This window comes from Stackebrandtia nassauensis DSM 44728, assembly GCF_000024545.1.
In the GTDB taxonomy this organism is placed as follows: Bacteria; Actinomycetota; Actinomycetes; order Mycobacteriales; family Micromonosporaceae; genus Stackebrandtia; species Stackebrandtia nassauensis.
On sequence record NC_013947.1, the window covers coordinates 4,355,945 to 4,377,166 of the forward strand.

General features: G+C 66.2%; 28 protein-coding genes and 1 pseudogene. 12 read left to right on the forward strand and 17 right to left on the reverse strand.

Annotation, left to right across the window (positions count from 1 at the left end; translation table 11 throughout):
* The 8 genes from SNAS_RS20115 to SNAS_RS20150 form a co-directional block, all read right to left on the reverse strand.
* Nucleotides 1–954: a carbohydrate ABC transporter permease gene (locus SNAS_RS20115; RefSeq protein WP_013019300.1), complete on the reverse strand. Its 954-nt coding sequence runs from the start codon at nt 952–954 to the stop codon at nt 1–3.
* A complete protein-coding gene (locus SNAS_RS20120; RefSeq protein WP_013019301.1) occupies nt 954–2,378 on the reverse strand; it encodes an ABC transporter substrate-binding protein in 1,425 nt (474 codons plus the stop codon). The genes SNAS_RS20115 and SNAS_RS20120 overlap by 1 nt, the downstream gene beginning before the upstream one ends.
* Before the next feature lie 95 nt (nt 2,379–2,473).
* The gene (locus SNAS_RS20125) at nt 2,474–3,121 is read right to left on the reverse strand and encodes a histidine phosphatase family protein (RefSeq protein ID WP_013019302.1); all 648 of its coding nucleotides are present in this window, start codon (nt 3,119–3,121) and stop codon (nt 2,474–2,476) included.
* Entirely contained in the window at nt 3,118–4,728 is a 1,611-nt protein-coding gene (locus tag SNAS_RS20130) for an FGGY-family carbohydrate kinase (protein ID WP_013019303.1), read from the reverse strand. The genes SNAS_RS20125 and SNAS_RS20130 overlap by 4 nt, the downstream gene beginning before the upstream one ends.
* 104 nt (nt 4,729–4,832) lie before the next feature.
* On the reverse strand, nt 4,833–5,600 hold the full coding sequence (locus tag SNAS_RS20135) for an SDR family NAD(P)-dependent oxidoreductase (RefSeq protein WP_013019304.1): 768 nt from the start codon (nt 5,598–5,600) through the stop codon (nt 4,833–4,835).
* 78 nt (nt 5,601–5,678) lie between these two features.
* Nucleotides 5,679–6,260, reverse strand: coding sequence for a TetR/AcrR family transcriptional regulator (locus SNAS_RS20140; RefSeq protein WP_013019305.1), 582 nt, complete (start codon nt 6,258–6,260; stop codon nt 5,679–5,681).
* Between the two features lie 51 nt (nt 6,261–6,311).
* Nucleotides 6,312–6,815, reverse strand: a complete 504-nt coding sequence (locus SNAS_RS20145; protein ID WP_013019306.1) for a GNAT family N-acetyltransferase — start codon at nt 6,813–6,815, stop codon at nt 6,312–6,314.
* 62 nt (nt 6,816–6,877) lie between these two features.
* Entirely contained in the window at nt 6,878–7,249 is a 372-nt protein-coding gene (locus tag SNAS_RS20150; RefSeq protein WP_013019307.1) for a nuclear transport factor 2 family protein, read from the reverse strand.
* A 56-nt stretch (nt 7,250–7,305) separates the two neighbouring features.
* Here SNAS_RS20150 and add point away from each other — a divergent pair, with 56 nt between their 5' ends.
* Nucleotides 7,306–8,298 (forward strand): adenosine deaminase, encoded by a 993-nt coding sequence (gene add, locus SNAS_RS20155; protein WP_013019308.1) that lies wholly within the window; start codon nt 7,306–7,308, stop codon nt 8,296–8,298.
* A gap of 7 nt (nt 8,299–8,305) precedes the next feature.
* On the opposite strand, the gene SNAS_RS20160 is transcribed toward add, so the two are convergent.
* Complete coding sequence (locus tag SNAS_RS20160; RefSeq protein WP_211207207.1) at nt 8,306–9,118, reverse strand: hypothetical protein; 813 nt, start codon at nt 9,116–9,118, stop codon at nt 8,306–8,308.
* Between the two features lie 235 nt (nt 9,119–9,353).
* Between SNAS_RS20160 and SNAS_RS33030 the strand changes: the two genes are divergently transcribed.
* Complete coding sequence (locus tag SNAS_RS33030) at nt 9,354–10,427, forward strand: family 43 glycosylhydrolase (RefSeq protein ID WP_013019310.1); 1,074 nt, start codon at nt 9,354–9,356, stop codon at nt 10,425–10,427.
* Between the two features lie 77 nt (nt 10,428–10,504).
* Here SNAS_RS33030 and SNAS_RS34235 read toward each other — a convergent pair whose 3' ends face one another.
* On the reverse strand, nt 10,505–10,678 hold the full coding sequence (locus tag SNAS_RS34235; protein ID WP_013019311.1) for a DUF397 domain-containing protein: 174 nt from the start codon (nt 10,676–10,678) through the stop codon (nt 10,505–10,507).
* Nucleotides 10,668–11,498, reverse strand: a complete 831-nt coding sequence (locus SNAS_RS20170) for a helix-turn-helix domain-containing protein (protein ID WP_013019312.1) — start codon at nt 11,496–11,498, stop codon at nt 10,668–10,670. Before SNAS_RS20170 ends, SNAS_RS34235 begins: the two co-directional genes overlap by 11 nt.
* Nucleotides 11,499–11,675: 177 nt before the next feature.
* Between SNAS_RS20170 and SNAS_RS20175 the strand changes: the two genes are divergently transcribed.
* Entirely contained in the window at nt 11,676–11,954 is a 279-nt protein-coding gene (locus SNAS_RS20175; protein WP_013019313.1) for a hypothetical protein, read from the forward strand.
* Between the two features lie 221 nt (nt 11,955–12,175).
* Nucleotides 12,176–12,361 (forward strand): annotated as a pseudogene (locus SNAS_RS36810) (response regulator transcription factor); the annotation flags it as partial.
* Nucleotides 12,362–12,364: 3 nt separating this feature from the next.
* Here the strand turns inward: SNAS_RS36810 and SNAS_RS20185 are convergent.
* Genes SNAS_RS20185 through SNAS_RS20195 form a run of 3 tightly spaced genes read right to left on the reverse strand, consistent with a single transcriptional unit; the run spans nt 12,365 to nt 13,616 of the window.
* Nucleotides 12,365–12,955 (reverse strand): SMI1/KNR4 family protein, encoded by a 591-nt coding sequence (locus SNAS_RS20185; protein ID WP_169313907.1) that lies wholly within the window; start codon nt 12,953–12,955, stop codon nt 12,365–12,367.
* Nucleotides 12,956–12,987: 32 nt separating this feature from the next.
* On the reverse strand, nt 12,988–13,401 hold the full coding sequence (locus SNAS_RS20190; RefSeq protein WP_013019315.1) for a PIN domain-containing protein: 414 nt from the start codon (nt 13,399–13,401) through the stop codon (nt 12,988–12,990).
* Nucleotides 13,398–13,616, reverse strand: coding sequence for a type II toxin-antitoxin system VapB family antitoxin (locus tag SNAS_RS20195; protein WP_013019316.1), 219 nt, complete (start codon nt 13,614–13,616; stop codon nt 13,398–13,400). Before SNAS_RS20195 ends, SNAS_RS20190 begins: the two co-directional genes overlap by 4 nt.
* Before the next feature lie 242 nt (nt 13,617–13,858).
* Between SNAS_RS20195 and SNAS_RS20200 the strand changes: the two genes are divergently transcribed.
* The 6 genes from SNAS_RS20200 to SNAS_RS34245 all read left to right on the forward strand — a co-directional run bounded on the left by SNAS_RS20200 (nt 13,859) and on the right by SNAS_RS34245 (nt 17,694).
* The gene (locus SNAS_RS20200; RefSeq protein WP_013019317.1) at nt 13,859–14,449 is read left to right on the forward strand and encodes a winged helix-turn-helix domain-containing protein; all 591 of its coding nucleotides are present in this window, start codon (nt 13,859–13,861) and stop codon (nt 14,447–14,449) included.
* On the forward strand, nt 14,446–15,102 hold the full coding sequence (locus SNAS_RS20205; protein WP_013019318.1) for an SRPBCC family protein: 657 nt from the start codon (nt 14,446–14,448) through the stop codon (nt 15,100–15,102). The genes SNAS_RS20200 and SNAS_RS20205 overlap by 4 nt, the downstream gene beginning before the upstream one ends.
* Before the next feature lie 115 nt (nt 15,103–15,217).
* On the forward strand, nt 15,218–15,820 hold the full coding sequence (locus tag SNAS_RS20210) for a GNAT family N-acetyltransferase (RefSeq protein ID WP_013019319.1): 603 nt from the start codon (nt 15,218–15,220) through the stop codon (nt 15,818–15,820).
* A gap of 6 nt (nt 15,821–15,826) precedes the next feature.
* The gene (locus tag SNAS_RS20215) at nt 15,827–16,225 is read left to right on the forward strand and encodes a hypothetical protein (protein WP_013019320.1); all 399 of its coding nucleotides are present in this window, start codon (nt 15,827–15,829) and stop codon (nt 16,223–16,225) included.
* 15 nt (nt 16,226–16,240) lie between these two features.
* Entirely contained in the window at nt 16,241–17,062 is an 822-nt protein-coding gene (locus SNAS_RS20220) for an APH(3'') family aminoglycoside O-phosphotransferase (protein WP_013019321.1), read from the forward strand.
* Between the two features lie 38 nt (nt 17,063–17,100).
* On the forward strand, nt 17,101–17,694 hold the full coding sequence (locus tag SNAS_RS34245) for an alpha-ketoglutarate-dependent dioxygenase AlkB (protein WP_013019322.1): 594 nt from the start codon (nt 17,101–17,103) through the stop codon (nt 17,692–17,694).
* On the opposite strand, the gene SNAS_RS20230 is transcribed toward SNAS_RS34245, so the two are convergent.
* The 3 genes from SNAS_RS20230 to SNAS_RS20240 are packed head-to-tail and all read right to left on the reverse strand — an operon-like array spanning nt 17,648 to nt 19,462.
* The gene (locus tag SNAS_RS20230; RefSeq protein ID WP_013019323.1) at nt 17,648–18,637 is read right to left on the reverse strand and encodes an adenosine deaminase family protein; all 990 of its coding nucleotides are present in this window, start codon (nt 18,635–18,637) and stop codon (nt 17,648–17,650) included. The two genes, SNAS_RS34245 and SNAS_RS20230, sit on opposite strands and share 47 nt — an antisense overlap.
* A complete protein-coding gene (locus tag SNAS_RS20235; protein WP_013019324.1) occupies nt 18,634–18,918 on the reverse strand; it encodes a hypothetical protein in 285 nt (94 codons plus the stop codon). The genes SNAS_RS20230 and SNAS_RS20235 overlap by 4 nt, the downstream gene beginning before the upstream one ends.
* Nucleotides 18,911–19,462 (reverse strand): RNA polymerase sigma factor, encoded by a 552-nt coding sequence (locus SNAS_RS20240; RefSeq protein ID WP_013019325.1) that lies wholly within the window; start codon nt 19,460–19,462, stop codon nt 18,911–18,913. Before SNAS_RS20240 ends, SNAS_RS20235 begins: the two co-directional genes overlap by 8 nt.
* Before the next feature lie 217 nt (nt 19,463–19,679).
* Here SNAS_RS20240 and SNAS_RS20245 point away from each other — a divergent pair, with 217 nt between their 5' ends.
* Nucleotides 19,680–20,531, forward strand: coding sequence for an arylamine N-acetyltransferase family protein (locus SNAS_RS20245; protein WP_013019327.1), 852 nt, complete (start codon nt 19,680–19,682; stop codon nt 20,529–20,531).
* 67 nt (nt 20,532–20,598) lie between these two features.
* Nucleotides 20,599–21,222 (forward strand): helix-turn-helix domain-containing protein, encoded by a 624-nt coding sequence (locus SNAS_RS20250; RefSeq protein WP_013019328.1) that lies wholly within the window; start codon nt 20,599–20,601, stop codon nt 21,220–21,222.

Below are 21,222 nucleotides of genomic sequence, written 5' to 3' on the forward strand. Positions count from 1 at the left end.
TCACACCCCCGCCGAACGGGTCTGGACCTTGCGCAGATACCGGACCAGGAACATCGAGATCACGTAGACCACCGCCCACAGGACGAACATGTACGTGATTCCCTTGCTGTATCGGGCATAGCTGATCGACTCCAAATAGGCGTTGATCTGGATGGTGGTGGTGGCGCCGCCGGGGCCGCCGTTGGTGAGTCCGAAGATGATGTCGAACATCTTCAAGCTGTCCATCAAGCGGAAGATCACCGCGACCAGCACGTACGGCCACAGCATCGGCAGTGTCAGCCGACGGAAGGTCAGCCACCAGCTCGCCCCGTCCACGGCCGCGGCCTCGAACGGCGAGTTGGGCAGCGACCGCAGGCCCGCCAGCGCGATGATCGCCACGAACGGCGTGTAGATCCACGCGTCGACCACGATGGACCAGAAGAACGCCCAGAAGGGATCGTCGGTGCCGCTGTAACCGGTGAAGCCGAATGCCTCGACGATCGGGCGGATCCACCCGACCTCGGGCAGCAGCAACAGTTTCCACATGATCGCGGCCAGGATCGGCGCGACCATGAGCGGGACGATGAGCACCCGCTCGAAGATCCGGCCCAGGAGGCTGCTGCGGTACAGCAGCAGCGCCACCCCGACACCCAGCACGGTCTCCACGGCGGTGGCGACCACGGCGAAGGTGCCGGTGACCGTCACCGAGTCCCAGAACTGGGAACTGGAGAACACGTCGGTGAAGTTCTTCAGGCCGACGAAGTCGGGCTGCGGGTTGGAGGCGGAGAAGTTGTAGACGGTGTAGCCCACCCCGACGAAGAACGGGTAGAGGATGCCGACGCACAACAGCACCGCCGGTACCGCCAGCAGGTAGGGCCGCCGGGCCCGGCGCCGCCGCGACACTGTGGGCGCGGCGGGCCGGGGCGGCGTCTCGTCGGACGGGCGCTGCCGCTCGGTGGAGGTGGTGGCCGACATCAGTCGTTGACCCTCGACTCAAGGTTGGACGCGAGGTCGTCGAGTGTGGACTTGGCGTCCTCGCCGCCGTAGATCGTCTGCAGCGCCTCGGCCCACGAGGTGGTGGCGTCGAAGAAGTTCTTCTGCGGCGTGAACTGGATCTTGGTGTCGTCGATGACCTTTTCGAAGGTGTCGAGGAAGCCGGTGTAGTCGGCGAACTTGTCCTTGTACTCCGACGATTCGGCGATCGACTGGCGAACCGTGTCGATGTGCTGGCCCTTGGTGGCGGCGTACTTCAGGTGCTCCTTGGACGTGGCCCACTGCAGGAACCACCACGCGGCTTCCTTGTTCTTGGAGTTGGCGTTCATGGCCAGCGACCAGATCCACATGTTGGTGTCCAGGGAACCGTTGGGCCCCTTGGGTCCGGGGTGCCAGGCGAGCTTTCCGGCGGCCTTGGTGCCCTCGTTCTGGAAGTACGAGGCGGAGTCGGCGTCGAACAGCATCGCGGCCTTGCCCGCGCCCAGGTCGCTGGAGGCCTGGTACCAGGTGTAGGAGGTCCAGCCCTTGGGGCCGGAGTCGCGCACCATCTTGGCCCACTTGTCGGTGAAGTCCACCGCGTCGGCGGAGTTCATCGTGGGGACGAGTTTGCCGTCCTTGACGTCGAAGTCCTTGAGACCGAGCCGGGAGTACATGGTCATGAAGCCGGGGTGGATGGTGGCCCATTCCTTGGAACCGCGCACCGCGACGCCGTACATGCCGTCGCCCGCCTTCTTGTCCAGCGTCTTGGCCAGGTCGATGAACTCGTCGAAGTCCTCGGCCGGTTTGAGCTTCAGTTTCTTGAAGACGTCCTCGCGGTAACACACCACGTTGGTCTCGAAGCCCCACGGCAGCATCCACTGCTGCTTGCCGCCGAGCGGGTCGCCGTTGGTGAAGTTCCACTGTCCGGCCTTGAGCAGGTTCGGGAAGAAGTCCTCCTTCTCGAACTCCTCGTGGGTGGCCGACTCGTTCTTCATCCACGGTCCGAGGTCTTCCAGGTATCCGGGCGGGCCGTACTGCCACACCATGTAGGCGCCGAGCATGAAGGCGTCGTAGTTGCCCTGTTTGGACTGGAGCTCCAGGGTGACCTTGTCGAAGTAGTTCGACTCGGGGAACTCGTCGATCTCCAGCGTGATGCCGGTCTTCTTTTCGAACTCGCCCTTGTGTTTCTTGAGCGCGTCGGTGTAGGGGTGTTTGTTCATCAGCAGCTTGACGGTCTTGCCGTCGTACTTCTTCCAGTCGAAGCTGCCGGTGATGTCGTTGGCCGCCGAGTCACCGCTTTGGGTGCCGCCGCCGAAACCGCAGGCTTGCAGCATCGGCGCGCTGACGGTGAGGGCCGCCCCGAGGCCCGCGAGCCGCAGCACATCACGCCTGTTGCGGCCCTGACCGGTGAGTTGGTTGTCGTTCATGAGATCTCAGACCTCCGGGGGTTATCTGGGGTTTTCGGAAGCCTAAGATCAAATTCACATTTCGTCAAGATTTCTTAACGAGAAATCTTGTTATGTCATGTGATGGTCTGATGGCCGGGTGCACCTTCGGTCAGCACCGGATTGAAATCGACGAGCTCCCATGCCTGCTCAGACCCTAGATGACGCAGCACCGCCCCGCTGGTGTTACCGACTTTCGGGAACCGTTGCCGGTAACGGGATGGATCATCGCCGATGAGATCTAGCGTGAGCAATCGCAACAAAGTGCTGTGACAGACGACGAGGACCACGCCGCCCGGGTGCCGTTCCACCACGTCGGACACGGCGCCGCGGCCGCGCGCGATCGCGACCCGCGGGTGTTCGCCGCCCGGCAGCGGATTGGCCACGGGATCGGCGACGAAGTCCGCGCGCTCCTCGGGCCAGGTCTCGGCCATCTCGGTGGCGGTCAGGCCCTCGGCCAGGCCGAAGTCCAGCTCGACCAGGCGTTCGTCGGTCTCGTGCCCGACCCCGGCGGCCCGAGCGGCTGGGGCGGCGGTGTCGACGGCGCGGCGCAACGTCGAGCTGTACACGGCGTCCAGGCCCGCCGTACCGGCCCACGCCGCGAGCGCCGCGGCCTGCTGGCGGCCCACGTCGGTCAACGGCAGGTCGGTGCGTCCGCAGTAGCGGTTCTCGTGGTGGTACGCCGTCTCCCCGTGCCGGACCAGCAGGACGATGGTGCCGCTCATGAGTTCACTCCAGACAGTGCGGTCGTGGCGAGATCCTCGCCGATCCAGCCGCGCTCGCGCAGCTCTTTCACCAGCGCGGCATACGGTTCGTCGAACCGGCTCCGCGCGTCGGTGCGGGGCTGGTAGCCGGTCACCGGCCCGAGCAGCCGCTTCGCGGCCTCGGTCAGCCCGAGCGCTCGCGAAGCCGCCGCGCCGTCGCCAGCCTCGGCAACCAACGCTCGCGAACCCGCTTCCACGGCCGCCGCATGCGAACCCGCCGCGCCATCACCAGCCTCCTCGGCCAACGCGTGCGAGGCGGCGAGCACCGCCATCCCCACCGCGCCCTCAGCCAACTGCGGCACCGACACCTGACGCCCCAGGATGTCGGCCTGCAACTGCGTCCAATAGGCACTCCGCGTCGCGCCTCCGGTCAACGTCACCTCGTCCCCCACATCAGCCCCCAACGACCGCAGGTGATCCAGACACAACCGCTCCACGAACCCCACGCCCTGCAAAATCGCCGCGTACCGGTCCACATCGTCGCGTGGCTCGCCCAGCGTCAGCCGCCGAGCGTCCGCCCGCCGAAACGGGAACCGCTCCCCCACCCCGGCCAGCGGATACGTCACGCAACCCGCGGGTTCCCGCTCCGAAGCCCGAGCGTTCAAAACGTCGTACCCGGACGGATCGAACTCCTGGCTCAGCAGCCCCGCGCCCGCGCTCGACGCGCCGCCGGGCCACCACCGCCCGTCCGGCGACCGATGCGAGTACAGCGCCCCCGTCGGATCCCGCAACAGCGAATCCGACACCCCCTTGAGGACGATCGTCGTGCCCACCACGATGTTCCACTGCCCCGGACGCAGCACACCCGCCCCGATCTGCGCGGCACACCCGTCGGTCATCCCCGCGATCACCGGCACCCCAACGGGAATGCCCGTCGCCTCCGACGCCGCCGCGCTCACCTCCCCCAGCACCTGTCCCGGCGAAACCAACGACGGCAACAGTCGCGGGTCCAGCCCCAACCGCTCCAGATCCTCGTACGGCCAAGCCCCCGCCACCGGATCGATCCCCGACTTGAGCGCGTTGCTCGTATCGGTGGCGGCGGGCCGCCCGATCAACCGCGAGTTCACCACGTCCACCTGGTGCGCCAACCGAACCCGCCCCACCGGCGGCCCGTCCCGCAACAACCACAACGCCTTCGGCAACGCCCACGTCCGCTGTGGATTCAACCCCGCCTCGGCCCAGACGGGCGCGGGCAACTCCTGCACCCGCGCGGCCTCCTCGACCGCGCGCGAGTCGTCGTACATCAGCCCGGGCCCCAACGGGCGTGCCGGATCCCCGTCGACCTCCTCCACCAGCAGCACGGTGCCCGACGTCCCGCAACAAGCCAGCCCGGCGATCTCGACGCTCCCCACCTCGGCCATCGCCTGCCGCGACGCCGTCGCGACCGCGTCCCACCAGTCATCCGCGTTCTGCTCATGACGGCCGTCCGGCCACCGAGTACCGTCCAATGGGGTCGAACCCTGGCCGAGCACGGACCCGTTCTCGCCGACGACGACGGCGCGGGCGCTCTGGGTGCCCAGGTCGATCCCGATCCAGGCTCGACCACCGTTCCGGGGGGATGCGGTCATGGCGGCCCTCTCCACGCGTGAGTGTTACAACTTTCGAGAAGATAACATCAACACGCGATAAGTTAAAGGTCGCGCTGCGTCTTCACGCCTGACGTCCGGCGCCCTCACACCGTCTTGATGACCCCGCCGTCGGCCAGATAGTCGGCGCCGGTCAGGTTTCCCGACCGCGACGACGCCAGGAACGTCACCAACGCGGCGGTCTCCTCCGGTTCGGTGAGCCGACCGGTGCTGATACCCATCGCCTCGGGCACCCCGGCCAGGAACTCCTCCAGTGGCACGCCCGCCGCCTGAGCCAGTTCGCCCGCGTAACCCGCCGGGTCACCCCAGTTCGCGGTGCGGGTCGGGCCGGGGCTGACGGTCAGGGCCCGCAGTCCGTCCTTGCCGTACTCCTCGGCGAGTGCCTTGGTCAGGTTGTTGAGCGCCGCCTTGGCGGTTCCATAGTCGACCGGCTGGAACGCCGCCCGGGCGCCGATCGACGAGATGTTGATGACCACGCCGCGCCGTCGCAACAGACCCGGCAGTACCGCCCGCGTCACCCGCACGGTGCTGAACAGGTTAAGTTCGTACGTCGCGATCCAGCTCTCGTCGTCGATGTCGGCGAAACCCTTGGCGCGCATGCTCGCCGCCATCACTCCGCCCACATTGTTCACCAGGATGTCGACGTCCCCGGCTTGCTCCGCCAGCTGAGCCGCGCCCGCCTTGTCGGTCAGGTCCACCGCCACCGGAACGATGTTCTCGCCCGCGACGCCATGGCTCCGGGCCGCCGCGTACACCGTCACCTCCTCGCCCGCCAGTGCCTGCGCGATGGCCAGCCCGATGCCCTTGCTGGCTCCGGTGACGATGGCCCGCTTGCCCTTCAGGTTCAGATCCATAGCTGTTTCCTCTCACTCTTTCTTGACCTACAGTTACAAAATTTGGGCACGAAAAGACCTCGCCTCTCGCATCCCTAATCAGTCCAAGGCCCGCAAGGCCGTCGCGGCCAGTCCGCGCAACCGCTTCTCGTCCGGGTTCGCCTTGGCGAGCACCCGAATCCCGTTGATGGTCGTGAGCAGGACGTACGCCAGATCCGAGGCGTCCGCGTCGGTGGTGAACTCCCCGGCCCGCTGACCTTCCTCGATCGCGCCGCGAAACGCCGCCTCCTGCCGCTCGAACACCCGGCGCACCAGATGGTTCACGGTCGCATCGGTCTGCCCGAACTCGACCGCGGCGTTGGCCGCCATGCAGCCGCGCCGTTCGGTGTCCGCCAGCGCCGCCGTCACCACGAGATCCAGCGCGGCGCGCACCCGCACGCGCGGACTTCCCGCGCCGTCCAGGATCTCGATGAGCCGCACCGTCTCGGTCTCGTAGTAGCGGCGCAGCGCGCGCTCATACAGCCCGGCCTTGCTCCCGAACGCGTTGTAGAGGCTGCCGCGCCCGATCCCCAGCTCGTCGACCAACCGCTGCGGCGTCGTCCCGGCGTAACCGTCGCGCCAGAAGACGCGCATCGCCTTGTCGACGACGACGTCCGGATCGAACTGCTTGGCTCTGCCCACCCGCCGAACCTAACAATTCTGGAACCACAGGTCAAATATTTGCGACCCGGATTACAGGGTCTTCAACATGGTGACCGCCGTCGGCCGGGTTTCGATGACCTCGAACCCCTCGCTGGCGTAGAGCTGCTTCGCCGGATTGTCCACATCGACGCTCAGCGACAGCCGGTCGTACCCGGCCAGGCCGGTCATCGTGACCACCTCGCGCAGCAGCCGACGTCCGATTCCCTTGCCACGCCACGACTTCACGATGCCGATCGCCAGTTCCGGGACCTCCGGCGACACGAACCCGAACGCGGGCGCGTCCTTCGTGAACAGTCGCGTCCAGCTGGCGCCGATCGGACGGTGCTCGCTGTCGACGGCGACCACCCCGGCGTCGCCGTCGCGAAGCCAACCGTCGATGTACCCGGCCACCTTGGGGTCGGCGAGCACCGTGACCCGGCGATCCTGTTGGGGAAGACCACCGGACTTCACACCCTGCCAGTCGGAGGCTTCGACCAGCATGTCGGTCAGAAAATCGATGTCCTGGGGCCCGGCGGGGCGCAGCGAGAAACTCATCTCGGTGATCCTGCCAAACCACTCAAGCTTCGCCAATCCCCCACCATCCCATGTGACGTCGATCAGTAGCGTTCGACGAGATGCTTCCGGTTCGCCGGTGGTTCATAGGTTTCGGGCCAGAAGTCGGTGACGCGGATGATCTGGCCGTCGTCGTTGATGTCGAGCCAGACGTTCGCGACCTGGGGTTCGTCGCCGACGCGAGCGTTCACCCAGATCACGGCGTGGCGGTCGTCGGCCACGACGCGGTTGATCGCGAGGTGCCAGTCGCCGGGGTACTCCTTGTTGAACTGGAGGTACTTGTCGCGGCCGGTGATGCGCTCCCGCGACTGGGGCATCTCGTAGACGACGTCCGGGGAAAGCAGGTCGGTCACGTCCTGCCAGTCGCGGGATTCGAGGCTGCGGATGTAGGACTCGGCGAGGGCTTTGATGTTCACGACCGGACCATACGGGCCGGGTCCGACAACGGCCCCGGGCCCATAGTCTTGGCGCCGTGACCCGCGAACTCCACGGCCTGCCCAAGGCCCACCTTCACCTCCACGTGGCCGGTGCCATGCGGGAGACCACGCTGTGGGAACTGAGCCAGCGCCACCGACTGCCACCGGCCCCGCCCCCGCTGGGCAACGCGCGGCGAACCTGGGCGCAGTTCCAGGTCCGCTACGACGCCGCCCGGGACGCGATCCGCACGACCGACGACCTGGCCCGGGTGATCGTCGAGGCAGCCGCCGACGATGCCGCCGACGGCTGCGGCTGGCTGGAGATCCAGCTCGACCCGACCGCGTACGCGCCGATCCTGGGTGGACTGCGCGCCACCCTGGAGGCCGCGCTGTCGGGTGCCGCCAACGCGTCCATCCCCGTCGGCGTCATCGTGGCCTCAAGCTGGGCCCGCTCCGGCGAACACGCCTTGCAGCTGGCCGAACTCGCGGTCGAGTACGCCGACGCGGGCGTCGTCGGGTTCGGACTGTCCAATGACGAGCGGCGCGGCAGCCCCGCCGACTTCGTGCCCGCGTTCGAGATCGCCGCCGAAGCCGGGCTCGCCCGCACCCCACACGCGGGCTTCTACCTGGGGGCCGAACACGTCCGCGACTGTGTGGAACTGTTGGGCGCCACCAGGATCGGCCACGGTACCGCCGCCGCCACCGACGCGGGCACCATGGCGCTGCTGGCCGAACGCGGCATCGCCCTGGAGGTCTGTCCGACGTCGTACCCGCCGTTCGGGGTGCACGAACTCGCCGAGATCCCGGTCGCATCGCTGCTGGCAGCCGGTGTCCTGGTGACGATCGCCAGCGACGACCCGCTGCTGTTCGGCACCGGACTCGCGGGCCAGTACGCGATCTGCCGCGACATACTCGGCCTGTCCGACGATGTACTCGCGCAGCTTGCCGAGCACAGCGTCGAACACTCCATGGCACCGCAACCGATCAAGACCGCGATGCTCGCCGGAATCGACGAGTGGCGCAAACCCACCGCTCGTCTAGATCAGTAGCGTTCGGTCAGGCCAGCCGGATCCGGAAGATCGCCACCCGGGCGTTGTGGGAGTCGACATCCATGTCGACCGTGCGGGTGCCCTGGAGCTGGATTTGTATCTTGTCACCGGCGGGCAGCCAGTTGATTCGGTCGATGCCCTTGGAGAACGCCTTCTTCTCGGCGCTCCTGCCCGAGGCCGTGGTGTAGTCGGGGCGGTTGACGTCACCGGTCCAGATGACCGGGCGTCCAGCCGCGTGGTGCGCCAGGACGCGATTGCCGTGGAGCTTGCGGTGCTTCCGCCATTCATCCTGCAGCGACGGTTTCCGGTCTCCATTGTAGGCGTTGGCGATGTAGTGGGAGTTGATCAGCGCGAACTCGATGCCGGTGTACTTGACGTGCCGCAGCACCACCTCGTTGATCCAGCGCTCCGGGCTCCATCCTTCGATGCCGCGGTGGACGAAGTTCCGTTTCGTGGAGACAACGGTCCAGTGGTTCGGGATGGAGAACGGCACACGGTACGCTCTCCCATCCCGCAGGAACGGGTTCTTGTAGTGCTCGTCGAAGTGCTTGGCGATCATCGCCTTCTCACCGGAGTCACCCTCACCGATCTCCTGCCAGCCCACCAGTGGCCGGTGGCCTCGGTCGCCGGAACGCACGGCGCGGATCGCGGCCTCGCGCTTGGACAGGCGTTTGCGGCCGATGTTCGCGGTGATGATCGGCAGCCGGATCCACTCGGACGCCGTCGCGGCGACGTCCGCCTGTGCATAACCGGTCACGCCAAGGGCACCGGCGGCGGCAGCACCGGCGCCGAGGATCAGCACATTCCGCCGACTGAACATGCGGGACATTATTTCCCCTTCTTCGAATGGTTAGGATCCGTCGATTTGACAGGCTGAGCGAATGTCGCGCATCAACCGAACGGCCATACAACGGGAATTCGCTGTCTACCAGCGGTTTCCAGGCGTTATACAACGATTTCCAATGCATTGGATGGTTTTTATGGACGGGCCCTGAAAGCGACTGTTACCTTCACCGATCTCCCTTATTCAGGCACACGGAACCGATAGGTATTCCATGAAGAAGAAGCGATTGCGGCTTGCGATGCTGGCGGTGCTCGGGGTGGTCGGCCTGGCGGCCGCCGCCGTGGCCACACCGTCCCTTGCCGACAGTCTCAGTCAGGACGGCTCCGAAAAAGCCGCCGACCCGAAGCCGGTGTACAACGCGCAGTTCGCCGACCCGGCCGTCACCTGGACCGGCGAGGAGTACGTTGGTGTCTCCACCGGCGGCCTGGCCCCGATGGCCACGGCACCCACCGCCCGCGGGCCGTGGAAGCACAAGCACGGCGGCCTCGAACGCCTTCCCAAGTGGGCCAAGAAGGACGGCGGTGTCTGGGCACCGGCGATCCAGCACGTCAAGGGCGACACCTACGTCATGTACTACGCGGCCAAGGTGTCCGGGCTGGCCGACGCCAACCAGCGGTGCATCGGCGTCGCGGTGTCCACAAAGGGCGCCGACGCCCGCTACACCCCGGTGGACTCCAAGCCGCTGGTGTGCCCGCCGGGTGCCGACCACCCCGGTTCCTCGCAGCCGGTGACGGGCGGCGTGGGCTTCATCGACCCGTCGACGTTCACCACCAAGGGCGGCAAGAACGTCCTGATGTTCAAGAGCCAGAAGCCCAACCCGGGCACGAAGTTGTGGAGCCTGGAGCTCAACGACAACTGGACCAAGCCGACCAGTTCCAGCAAGGTCCTGATCTCACGTGCCAAGGGCCAGATCGAGAATCCGGAGATGATCGTCCGCGGTGGCCACTACTACCTGATCGCCTCGTACGACAACTGGGCCAACTGTTCGTACAAGACGGTGTGGCTGCGCAACGGCTCGCCCCGGACCGGCTGGAAGTTCCCCAGTGGTTTCCCGAGCAAGACGACGTCGAAGGGCGGGACGCTGATCAAGTCGCGCGACGGCATGTGCGGACCGGGCGGCATGACGCTCACCAAGCACGGTGACAAGCGCGAGTTCTTCCTGCACGCGTACCGGGATGCCAATGGGAACGGTAAGAAGGACTCGAACACGCGCCGTATGTACGGCGGGGAGCTCGTGTTCAGCGGCGGGATTCCGAAGCTGAAGTCGTTCTATTCACCGGCGTGATGCGGTGAGCGAAGACTGAGTTGACAGACGTTGCCCGTCGACCCGAGAGGGTTCGGCGGGCAACGGTGTTACGGGGGTTATCGTCCCGACAGCTGCTCTAGCAGGGACGTGAACTCGGTGCGGGACATCGCGAGGGTGCCGAGCTGGGGGGCTTTGCTGTCGCGGACCTCGACGGGTCCGGCCAAGCGCACCTCAACGCAGTCCCCGCCGTTCGGGTTGCTACGGCTGGACTTGCGCCACTTACCGGCCATCTAGGTACTCCTCAAGCAATACGGCCAGGTTGAAGACCGAGCTGAAAATCTTGTCGTATACGGACAGAGTGTCCCTGTCCTCAACATACCTCCCCGCGTCTTGGGACTCCAAGTATGCGAACGCGCTGGCGCCATGTGACTTTTCGTCAGGGGTCATGATCGTGAACCCACCGCCCATCGCAGTATGCGGAACGGTCACTACTTTGATGTCGATCGTTGGCTTGGCACTTAGCTCTAGCAAGCGATCTATTTGGCCGTTCCTGACGGTCGCGGGAAGCGCGTCGAGGTAAATCATCGCGGCAACGCCGATGACCATCTTGATTTCAGGAAGGTGACGACGGGAGAATACTCGTCGCTGACGGTTTTGCCGGAAAGCATGAATGGCACGTGGGTTGGGAATAAGGAAGTCGAGATACCGCTTGTGAATCTCCCGCAGATAGTCTGGGGTTTGAGCAAGCCCAGGAATAAACTCCGGTTGATACGTAAGAATGCTGATCGCGCTGGCTTCGTGTTCGGCGAACGACTGGAACTCCGGCGGTGCGCCACCCTTGAATTTCTCCACTAGGCCAGAACGCTTTGCATCGCGCGCGAGCGAGCACATCATCTCGATCTGAGCCGGTGAAGCACCATAAAACTCGCCAAGGACCTTTATGGAACTACGGCTTGGGATGTTGGCCCCCTCCTCCCATCTCTTGATCGTCTTCGCATTCACTCCAAGCTCAGCGGCAGCGTCGGAGTAGTCGTATCGGGCGGCAAGGCGCAGCTCACGCAACATCTTAAGGAATGCCCCGTGAGCAACCGTCGGTGAGTGGTCGCTCATTGTCACAGCCTCGCATGCCATTCCATCTAAGACAAGCACTGACACCTGGACACTTTTTGGCCGTCTTTTTGTCCGCCCCAATAAGTCCCGAACATTATGCGTAACTCGCGCCTACTTCCCAACCCTCCATTCGCCACTTAGCGTCGATGTCATCAAAGCCAGACAGGGGGGCAACACATGACTTCCAACCAAACCACCGTCGAAGTGGAATACGCCCGCTTCACCGATCCAATCCGGACCTACGTCATCACATCCTCTTTCACACCCGACACGATCCGCGTATACGCGGGCGAGCCCCGCGAAACCGAAACCATCGTCTGCACCATCTCCAACGTCTCCATCCACCCGATCCCCGCCTTCGGCGGCCTCTGGGTCACCAACACGCCCGACTGGAAAGACCGCTTCTGCGCCGAAGCCGTCCGCGTCTACCGCAACGCCGTCCACCGGTCGCTGTAAAGGAGTCCGCCATGCCCAGCACCGCCTTCGACCTCCGAAACCCAGTAGTCGCCTGGGAAGTAATCGCCCGCTCAGCGGTCCACATCGTCCGCGAAGCCCGAGCCAGCCGCCGCCTCGAACCACTGTCCATCGACGGCCGCATGCTCCTCAAAGCCGTGGCCGCCTTGGGAATCGACCTGGAACCCCCAAAACCGGCCACCATCCCCGTCACCCTCCGCCGTGGCCTCTCCGAACGCGAATCCCAGGTCCTCCTGGGCATCGCCGACGGCCGCTCCAACGCCGACATCGGCCGCGAACTGTTCGTCACAGAGGACACGATCAAGACCCACGCCCGTCGCCTCTACCGCAAACTGGGCGCCACCGACCGCGCCCACGCCGTCGCTCTGGCCTTCCGCATGGGGCTGCTCAACTTACGGATCCCAGAGAAGTTCTCCCTGCTCGGCCTTCGGGGCATAGCCAGTGAACTGCTCGCCAGTCTCCAGGCAGCGCGCGAGTTCCGACAACAGCGCGGGCAACGACGTCCGCCACAACTCCTCGTCGTCGAAAAGCGTTCCCTCGTCCCGGTCACGCTCCCCGATCCGGCCGGTGCGGCCATTGGCTCGCAGGTCGATCACCAGGCCACCCCCGCCGTAGTCCCTTCCAAGCGGAATCCACTGCGGATGCCACATCAGATCGTCCACCTCGGCGTCATGGTCGAGTTGAGCCAAACGTGCCTTCGCGTCCGCGTCGTCATTCCAGAGTCCGTTCAGGAGCCGCCACTCCCGAACAATCTCGGCGGGATCACTGAGCCCCCACAATGGAAGCATGTTCACCCGACCCGTCCCGGCGTGCCGCAGCAGCGACTCCACCAGCGCCGCCGGAAACGTCAACCCGATCGCACGTTCGGCGGCGGCGATCTCCTCGGCGGTCGCCGGAGGATCCAGGTCCGCCAGGGTCCTGGGAGCGTGGACGGCCAGCCACGATTCGATGCGGGCCCACGACTGCGTCACCGATGCGTTCACGAACCGGACGCTACGACCCCGGTGCGACACAACTACGGCAACCGATTCACGTTGCGCTCACTCAGGTCCGGGGCCTCGGTGACGACCGTCGCGAAGTCATTGTCGTCATGCAGAACGATCAGCCCGTGATATGCCGCCGTCGCCGCCACCACGAGATCCACAACCGACAATCCCCGGTGCTTCCCCTTGGCCGACAACCGATACTGAACCGAATCCATCCACTTCCACGCCGACTTGTGAACGGCGACATCCGGATACAAGTCCTCGAACATCCGGCTCATCGCGTCGAACTCGTCCCGATCCCGAGCCGACCGCTTGAACTCACAACGCTGCGGCTGGCACGAACCCACCGCGCCGTTGCTGATCGCCTCCTGCCAGGCGGCCCGTACTCCCCCATCCCGCAAGATCCTCCACAGTGCCGAGGAATCCACCAGGTACCGAATCATTCCCCGCGCTTCTCCATCTCGTGCTGTTCCCGCCACGACTCGTGGTCCCACTCCTGAGCCATGTCCGCGTACCGCTCCAAGGCTGCGATGCGCTCATGCCGCTCGGCATACTCCCGCAACGCCAGGTTCACGGCGTCCCGCTTGGTTCGCACCCCCGACAATCGCAAGACGGCGGCCAGCGCACCCTCATCTATGTTCAACGACGTCACGCTCATGAGCCAACCTCCTTATATAAGCCATATAAGGCTGCTATATATAGTACATGCAGCAGAAGCGGCCACCAATCGACGAGGTCGTCGCCAGAACCCGCCGACGCGTTCGCGCCACTGGCATCACATTGTCCGCGGCCGACATCCTCGCCGCCCGGGACGCGGACCGGCGGTTACGCACCTCATGCCAGAGTCGGGCCTCACAGCCCCATTTGACAAATTGATTTTTCAAGTGATAGGTTCGCCGCATGACCAGCGAAGTGGACGTCGTCGGCGACACCGGCCGAGTGCGAGGCACCTTCTCGCCACTGCGACGCCGCATCCTCGAAGAACTCGCCGAACCCGCCTCGGCCACCGGCCTGGCCGAACGGCTCGGCGAGACCCGCCAACGCGTCAACTACCACCTCCGCGAGCTGGAAAAAGGCGGCCTGGTCGAGCTGGTCGAACAACGCCAGCGCCGAGGACGGATCGAGCGGTTCGTGCGGGCGACCGCCAAGGCCGTAGTCGTCGCACCCGAGGTGATCGGCAAACTCGACGCGGTCGGCGAAGACCGCTTCGCGGTCGACACACTCCTCGCCGCCGCCGCGTCCACGGTCAACGACGTAGCAGCGATGCGCGAGGCCGCCGAGACCGCCGGCAAACGACTGGTGACGTTCACCGTCGAAGCCGAGATCGGCTTCGGCCAACCCTCCGACATAGAGCGTTTCGCGACCCGGCTCGCCGATCGGGTCGCCGAACTCGTCGAGGAATTCGACGATCCCCAATCACAGCGACGGTACCGCCTCCGGCTCGGCGCCTACCCGAAGCGACAGGTTCACGACAAGGAGACAGCGACATGAACGAAATGAAGCCATTCCGAGTGGAAACCCCCATCGAGGCCTCCACCGAAGAGGTGTGGCGAGCACTGACCGAGCCGGAACTCATCCGGCAGTGGTTCGGCTGGGACTTCCCGGGCATCGAACCGGAGATCCAGGAGATCTTCGTCGACGGAGCCCACAAGCTGCCCGGCCACCGGCTGGGACTGGCCGCCGACCAGGAGATAACCCTGACCTCCAAGGGCGACACCACCACCATCACCGTCGTCATGCCGGGCCCGCTGGACGACGCGAAGTGGGACGACATCTACGACGGCATGGAAGAGGGCTGGCGCACCTTCTTCGAACAGCTGCGGTTCTACCTGCAACGCCACCGCGACGGCCGCCGCCGCACCCTCTACCTCACCGGCACCACCAACGGCCCGGCGGTACTGACGGCCATCAAAGACCACATGGACGGCGAACCCTGGCACGACAGCCGCTACCAGCGCATGAGCGTCGACAGCACCGGCAACCTCATCGGCGTCGCGGCCCAACGCCCCCTCGACTCAACCGACGACAACCCGATGAGCATCACCGTAACCACCTACGACCTGACCGACACCGCCTTCGACCACCTCCGCCAACAATGGACAGAACGCTGGCACTCGATCGCATCCGGGGTCGAAGTCGTGTGACCCGACGGCGACCGGGGCCGCTACGAAAAGCGGCCCCGCGCCCGACACATCGTCCATTCTGCTGCGAGCAGATTTCCCCGCCCCCCGCCGACGTCCGTGGGTAGCATGACCGCCGATGACTCCCCGGATCCGCGAAGCGACCCCCGCCGACATCGAACCCGCCGTCGCCACCCTCAGCGCGGCGTTCGCCGACTACCCCTTCACCCGCCACACCCTCGCCGCCGACGACCACCTCACCCGCCTCGCCGACATGCAGCGCCTGTTCATCACCCACATCGGCCTCCCCCACGGCCGCGTCTGGGTCAGCGACAACGCCCACGCCGTCGCCGTCTGGACCACCCCCGAATCCACCGCCATCGCCGAAGTCTTCACCGACTTCGCCCCCCAGCTGGCCCACATCGCCGGTGACCGGGCCGCCATCTCGGCCCGCACCGAATCCGCCCTGGCCCCGCACCGCCCCACCACCCCCACCTGGTTCCTGGGCACCGTCGGCGTCCACCCCGAAAGCCAAGGCCAAGGGCTCGGCAAAGCCGTCATCGAACCGGGCCTCCGCGCTGCCGACGCCACTGGCACCGAAGCGTTCCTCGAAACCTCCCTGGCCAGCAACGTCACCCTCTACCGCAAGCTCGGCTTCGACATCGTCGCCGAGATCGACCTACCCGACGACGGCCCCAAAACCTGGGCCATGCGCCGCAAACCCGCGCCGACCCCCGCTTAGCCGTTCATGAGCCGAACAGCGACGCACCACCTCAAGCGCTACCTCGCGGGCCATCCCCACTACGCGTCGGTCACCGTCGAAGCCAAACCCGCCGCTCACGACGAAGTAGCCGTCGGCGACGACGTCTACGGCTGGCGACGCGACGTGTATGGCCCCAACGCCGCGATCGGAGGCACCGACGACGATCGCATGCTCGCCGAGGCCGTCGAGGGCGTGCGATACGTTCTGGCGCAATCGGTTCCGCGCGATCGGTTCCTCGTCACCGTGACCCGCGTCCTGGAAACCCTCGCCGACACCAACGTCGGTGACGTGAAGCTCGCCGCGGCCCTGGCCTGCTGTGAGGCCATCGGCATCACTCTGGCCGACCCACCTCGACTCGAACCCGGCGGCGCGCTGTTTCCCTGAGTTAGGGTGACGGCCATGATCGATCCTCCTGAAGCTTGGACCGCGTCGTCGGTGCTGCTTGGGGTGGACGAGGGTGCCTGGTTGCCTATCACCACAGGCCAATCGGGAGCTGCCGTCTTTCGGAGCGCGGACGGCACCCGGTTTGCCAAGTGCGTGCCCGCTGCGGATGCCGCCGAGTTGCAGGACGAGCGTGACCGAACCACTTGGCTGAACGATCAGGGTGTGCCTGGTCCTCGGGTGCTTGATTGGCGTTCTGGGGAGGCGGGCGCTTGTCTGGTGACCACGGCCGTGTCCGGCGTACCCGCTGATCAAGTGTCCAGCGAGGACCTGCGACGGGCTTGGGGAAGCATCGCGGACGCGCTTCGTCAGTTGCATGAGCTGCCGGTTTCGCAGTGCCCGTTCCGTTGGGGCTTGGATTCCATGGTCGCTTTGGCGCGTGACGTTGTGGCTCGTGATGCCGTCAATCCGGAGTTTCTTCCCGTCGAGCAGCGGGGCACTCCCGCCGCGGAGTTGTTGGAGCGCATCGTTGCGCAGGTTCCGCAGCGACGGGAGCAGGAGGCCGCCGACACTGTGGTCTGTCACGGGGATTTGTGTCTTCCCAACATCATTCTTGATCCGGAGACTTTGGACGTGGCGGGGTTTATCGATCTGGGCCGCCTCGGGCTGGCCGATCGCTACATCGACGTGGCTCTGTTGCTGACCAACGCGCGAGAGAACTGGACCGACGAGGAGCAGGCACGGACAGCGGACGTGGCGTTCGCTGAGAAGTACGGCATCGACTTGGACCACGACCGTCTGCGCTTCTATCTCCATCTCGATCCGCTCACGTGGGGTTAATCAGGACCGGTGACGTACCCGGCGATTACGGTTGCGCGATGCTTGAGCCTCAGCCGTCCGGGGTGCCCGGACTTCGCTATCTTCCCGACTGGATCAATGAAGCAGCGGCGGACGATCTGCGACGACACATCGACGCTGGCCAGTGGTCCACCCAGCTTCGGCGGCGGGTACAGCACTATGGACATCGCTATGACTACGGCCGTCGCAGTGTCGGCCAAACCGACGCGGCTCCACCGATTCCGGCTTGGCTTGACGAGGTCGTGGCCCGGCTGGTCGACGAGAAGGTCATGGATCAGCCCGCCGATCAGGTGATCGTCAACGAGTACCTGCCGGGGCAGGGCATCAGCGCTCACGTCGATTGTGTGCCGTGCTTCGGTCCGGTGGTGGCCGCGATCTCGCTGGAGTCCGGATGCGTCATGGACTTCACCGAACCCGATACCGGTGTCACAGTGCCGGTCCGGTTGGAACCCCGCAGCCTTTGTGTCATGACCGGCCCGGCCCGTTACCGTTGGCGGCACGCGATAGCCGCCCGCAAATCCGATCCGGGACCGTCGGGTCGCGTACCGCGCGAGCGGCGGGTGTCCGTTACCTTTCGGACGGTTCTGAGCCCCGCCGAAACGCTGCCCGGCTGATCGACGCGAGCCGGGCTTTGACGGCGGCCGAACACAATGCGCCGCTGAGACCGGCGGCGAACGCCTCGGGCGGGGTGGTGCCCAGGGTGGCCGCGAGGTCGTATTCGCGGGGCAGGTCGGTGTCGAACAGGGCCGGGTCGTCGGTGGAGATGGAGCAGGCGACGCCCGCGTTTCGCAACAGCGGCAAGGGATGTGAGGCGAGGTCGGTGGTCACGCCCAGCAGCAGGTTGGACGTGAGCGTGACGTCCAGGACGGTGCCGGTTTCGGCCAGTTCGGCGACCAGTTCCGGGTCCTCGATCGCGCGGACGCCGTGGCGGATGCGGGGTGGGCGCAGCGCGAGTACTTCGCGGATCGATGGCGGGCCAGCGGCTTCGCCCGCGTGGGGGACGAAGCCCAGGCCAGCGTCGACCGCGATGCGGGCCGCGTTCAGGTATGGGGTGGCCGGTTCGCGTCCCTCGAAACCGGACAGTCCGAACCCGACGATGCGAGGGTGGTCGATGGCGGTGACGGCTTTGGTCGCCGCCGTGGCGAACTCGGGGTCGCAGCCTCGGTATACCTCGGGGGTCAGGTTGAACTCCAGGTCGAAGCGTTCGCTGGCTTCGTCGGCGGCGTCGCAGCTCACCGCGAGGATGTCGGCCCATCCGGCGGCTCCGCCCATGCGCTCGTCGGTGGCGCACACGATCGCTTCGATGTAGACCGCGCCTCCGGTGGCCGCCTCGGCGGCGTAGGCCAGGATCAGGTCGCGGTAGTCGCGGGGTTCGCGCAGCCGGGCCGCGACCTCGCTGTAGGAGGCGATGAACTCGTACAGGTCGGTGAACGGGCGCCGGGGCGGCACGTCCAGGCCGTTGCGGGTCGCTATGCGGCCCAACGTTGGTGGACGTGCCGTGCCCTCGACGTGCACGTGGAGCTCGATTTTCGGGCAGTCGCGTTGCAGTGGGGTCATCGGTTGGCTTCGTGTTCGGCCGGTGGGCGGTCGGCGACCTTCAGTTGGCAGCCGTCGTCGGTGCACTCGCGGCGTAGGCGTCCCGCCGAGATCGTTTGGAGTAGACCGATCGTCCAGCACATCGGGCAGCCGCGCAACACCAGCAGCCCGAGTGGCGCCAGCGCGAGGCTGAACCAGCCGAGAACCGGGATCAGCGCGAAGGCCGCGATGATCGTGCCGAAGCCGACGACGCCTTTGAGGACGTGGCGGGGGACGGATTTGCTCGCGAAGTTGTCAGTCATCGTCGGCTCCCGTCATCGGGTATTGGAGTGACTCGCGGACGGTGGTGCGGGCTCGGTGCAGGCGTGACTTCATCGCCGCGGTGCTGAGCCCGAGCGTGGTGGCGACCATGCGGCCGCTGTAGCCCTGGATGTCGCGCATGATCAGGACGCGGCGCTGGTCGATGGGGAGCGCGGCGACGGCTTCGGCGACGCGTTCGGCTTCCAGGCGGCGCACCACTTCGGCTTCGGCGGAGGTGGTGACGTCGTCGGGGATCGGTTCGCGGCGGTGCAGCAGTTGCCGGGCTCGGCGTAGGCACTCGTTGCGGACGATGCGGAACATCCACGAGGCGAGTGCCTTGCTGGCGCGCAGGGTGCCGATCTTGCGGTACAGGACGATGAGTGCTTCTTGGGCTGCGTCCTCGGCGTCTTCGGGTGTGGCGCACAGGGAGTGCGCGAACCGTCGCACGTGCGGGTGCGAGCCCGACACCAGGGCGGTGATGGACGCGACGTCGCCGTCGCGGGCGGCCGTCACCAGGTTTTCGCCGGGCCAGTTCGAGTCAGCCACGGTTCTTGCTCCGGCGACGCAGAATGGTGACGGTGCACGCGCAGACGAGGACCGCCGCGGCGGCGGCGATGATTCCGATGACCATGACTTCCTCCTTGGGTGGAGCCGACCGTTTTGTCGGCACACACATAAGAGGCCGTCGGGTGGGAAAAGGATTCTAGTCGCGGAAGTCGAAGTGACAGATCACAGCTTCGCCCGCGCACGTATATTTGCGCGCATGTTCGATACCCCTCAGCTGGAGGCTTACCTGCGGCGGATCAAGGTGCCCAAGCCTCGTCGTGCCGACGCCGAGGCACTGCGCCGGATTCATCGCGGGCACCTGACGACGATTCCATACGAGACGCTGGACATCCAGCTGGGCCGGAAGGTCAGCCTGGATCCGCAGGCGTTGTTCGAGAAGATCGTCGAGTCGCGGCGGGGCGGCTTCTGTTACGAGCTGAACTGGACCTTCGCGCTGGCGCTGCGGGCCGCGGGCTTCGAAGTGACCCTTGTGGAGGGCGGGGTGCATCGTGAGAAGCGCGGCGACTCGGCCTGGGGCAACCACCTGGTGTTGCTGGTGGAGGCCGACGGTCGGCGCTGGATCGCCGACGGGGGCCTGGCCAACGGTTTCATCGAGCCGGTGCCGTTGGAGGAGGGCACGGCGCGGCAGGGTCCGTTCACGCACCGGTTGGAGCGCTTGGACTCCGAGACCTGGCGGTGTTTTCCGGACCCGCACGGTTCGGTGAGTTCCTTCGACATTCGGGTGTCCCCGCAACGGATCGAGGACTTCGAGGCACGTTGCCTGGAGCTGTCGACCTCCCCGGAGTCGTCCTTTGTGAGGGTGCTGTCGGTGTACCTGCCGGGTGAGCCGCGGATGTCGCGGCTGGTGTCGCGGACCTTCGCCAGCAGCGGGCCTGATCTGCCGGACGGCAAGACCGAGCGGCTCGTGCCGGATCGGGAGCAGTTCGCATCCATCCTGTTCGATCATTTTCGCCTGGGACCCCAGACGCTGGGGCCAGCCGAGGTGGACCGGCTGTGGGACAAGGCGACCGCCCAGCATGAGGTTTGGCTGAGTCAGAAAGCGGCGTGAACCGGCGAGCGGGGCACGGCCGGGTACTCTCCGGGTGCATTCGAATGGGTCGATTCAGGGAGGTCCGGTGGTCCGGGAACAGGCGGGGCGAGCACTCGCCGCGAACTTGCGCGCGATACGCGAGGCGGCGGGGCTGTCGCTGTCGGCGGTGGCGCGCGAGTCGGGGATCGCCAAGGGCACCCTGTCGCAGTTGGAGTCCGGGACCGGCAACCCCACCATCGAGACGGTGTTCAGTTTGTCAAACACCCTGGGGGTGCCGGTGTCGTCGCTGTTGACCGAGCGCACCGACCCCGACGTGGTGCTGGTGCGGTCGCGGGATCTGGAGGTGCTGTCCAGCAACGCCGTGGACCTGCGGATGTTGCGGCGCATGGACACCGCGGGCGCCGTCATCGAGTTGTACGACCAGCGGGTGCGGCCCGGTGCGGTCCAGCACTCGGAGGGCCACCCCGGCAAGGAGCACGTGGCGGTGACGTCGGGCCAGCTCAGGGTGGGTCCGCCCGAAGCGCCCCACGAGCTGGGGCCCGGGGATTACGTTTGTTTTCCGGCCAACGGCCCGCACGTCTACGAGGCGGTGGACGGCCCGGTGACCTCGATCCTGATGCTCGAGTACCCGGCCAACGCGCAGCCTCACGCGCTGGCGGTGTCGTGTGCCGGGCCGGGCGGGGTGAAGCGGCCGCATACCGGGGGTTGA

Bases quoted from the DNA above. Each gene is read 5' to 3' on its own strand.
- SNAS_RS20230 (WP_013019323.1), bottom strand. From the start codon at position 18,637: ATGACCCCACTGCAACGCGACTGCCCGAAAATCGAGCTCCACGTGCAC.
- SNAS_RS20210 (WP_013019319.1), top strand. From the start codon at position 15,218: ATGACTCCCCGGATCCGCGAAGCGACCCCCGCCGACATCGAACCCGCC.
- SNAS_RS20190 (WP_013019315.1), bottom strand. From the start codon at position 13,401: ATGATTCGGTACCTGGTGGATTCCTCGGCACTGTGGAGGATCTTGCGG.
- SNAS_RS20120 (WP_013019301.1), bottom strand. From the start codon at position 2,378: ATGAACGACAACCAACTCACCGGTCAGGGCCGCAACAGGCGTGATGTG.
- SNAS_RS34235 (WP_013019311.1), bottom strand. From the start codon at position 10,678: ATGGCCGGTAAGTGGCGCAAGTCCAGCCGTAGCAACCCGAACGGCGGG.
- SNAS_RS20245 (WP_013019327.1), top strand. From the start codon at position 19,680: ATGTTCGATACCCCTCAGCTGGAGGCTTACCTGCGGCGGATCAAGGTG.
- SNAS_RS20195 (WP_013019316.1), bottom strand. From the start codon at position 13,616: ATGAGCGTGACGTCGTTGAACATAGATGAGGGTGCGCTGGCCGCCGTC.
- SNAS_RS20125 (WP_013019302.1), bottom strand. From the start codon at position 3,121: ATGAGCGGCACCATCGTCCTGCTGGTCCGGCACGGGGAGACGGCGTAC.
- SNAS_RS20175 (WP_013019313.1), top strand. From the start codon at position 11,676: ATGACTTCCAACCAAACCACCGTCGAAGTGGAATACGCCCGCTTCACC.
- SNAS_RS20200 (WP_013019317.1), top strand. From the start codon at position 13,859: ATGACCAGCGAAGTGGACGTCGTCGGCGACACCGGCCGAGTGCGAGGC.
- SNAS_RS20130 (WP_013019303.1), bottom strand. From the start codon at position 4,728: ATGACCGCATCCCCCCGGAACGGTGGTCGAGCCTGGATCGGGATCGAC.
- SNAS_RS20235 (WP_013019324.1), bottom strand. From the start codon at position 18,918: ATGACTGACAACTTCGCGAGCAAATCCGTCCCCCGCCACGTCCTCAAA.
- SNAS_RS20145 (WP_013019306.1), bottom strand. From the start codon at position 6,815: ATGAGTTTCTCGCTGCGCCCCGCCGGGCCCCAGGACATCGATTTTCTG.
- SNAS_RS20215 (WP_013019320.1), top strand. From the start codon at position 15,827: ATGAGCCGAACAGCGACGCACCACCTCAAGCGCTACCTCGCGGGCCAT.
- SNAS_RS20205 (WP_013019318.1), top strand. From the start codon at position 14,446: ATGAACGAAATGAAGCCATTCCGAGTGGAAACCCCCATCGAGGCCTCC.
- SNAS_RS34245 (WP_013019322.1), top strand. From the start codon at position 17,101: ATGCTTGAGCCTCAGCCGTCCGGGGTGCCCGGACTTCGCTATCTTCCC.
- SNAS_RS20170 (WP_013019312.1), bottom strand. From the start codon at position 11,498: ATGAGCGACCACTCACCGACGGTTGCTCACGGGGCATTCCTTAAGATG.
- SNAS_RS20135 (WP_013019304.1), bottom strand. From the start codon at position 5,600: ATGGATCTGAACCTGAAGGGCAAGCGGGCCATCGTCACCGGAGCCAGC.
- SNAS_RS33030 (WP_013019310.1), top strand. From the start codon at position 9,354: ATGAAGAAGAAGCGATTGCGGCTTGCGATGCTGGCGGTGCTCGGGGTG.
- SNAS_RS20220 (WP_013019321.1), top strand. From the start codon at position 16,241: ATGATCGATCCTCCTGAAGCTTGGACCGCGTCGTCGGTGCTGCTTGGG.
- SNAS_RS20160 (WP_211207207.1), bottom strand. From the start codon at position 9,118: ATGTTCAGTCGGCGGAATGTGCTGATCCTCGGCGCCGGTGCTGCCGCC.
- SNAS_RS20115 (WP_013019300.1), bottom strand. From the start codon at position 954: ATGTCGGCCACCACCTCCACCGAGCGGCAGCGCCCGTCCGACGAGACG.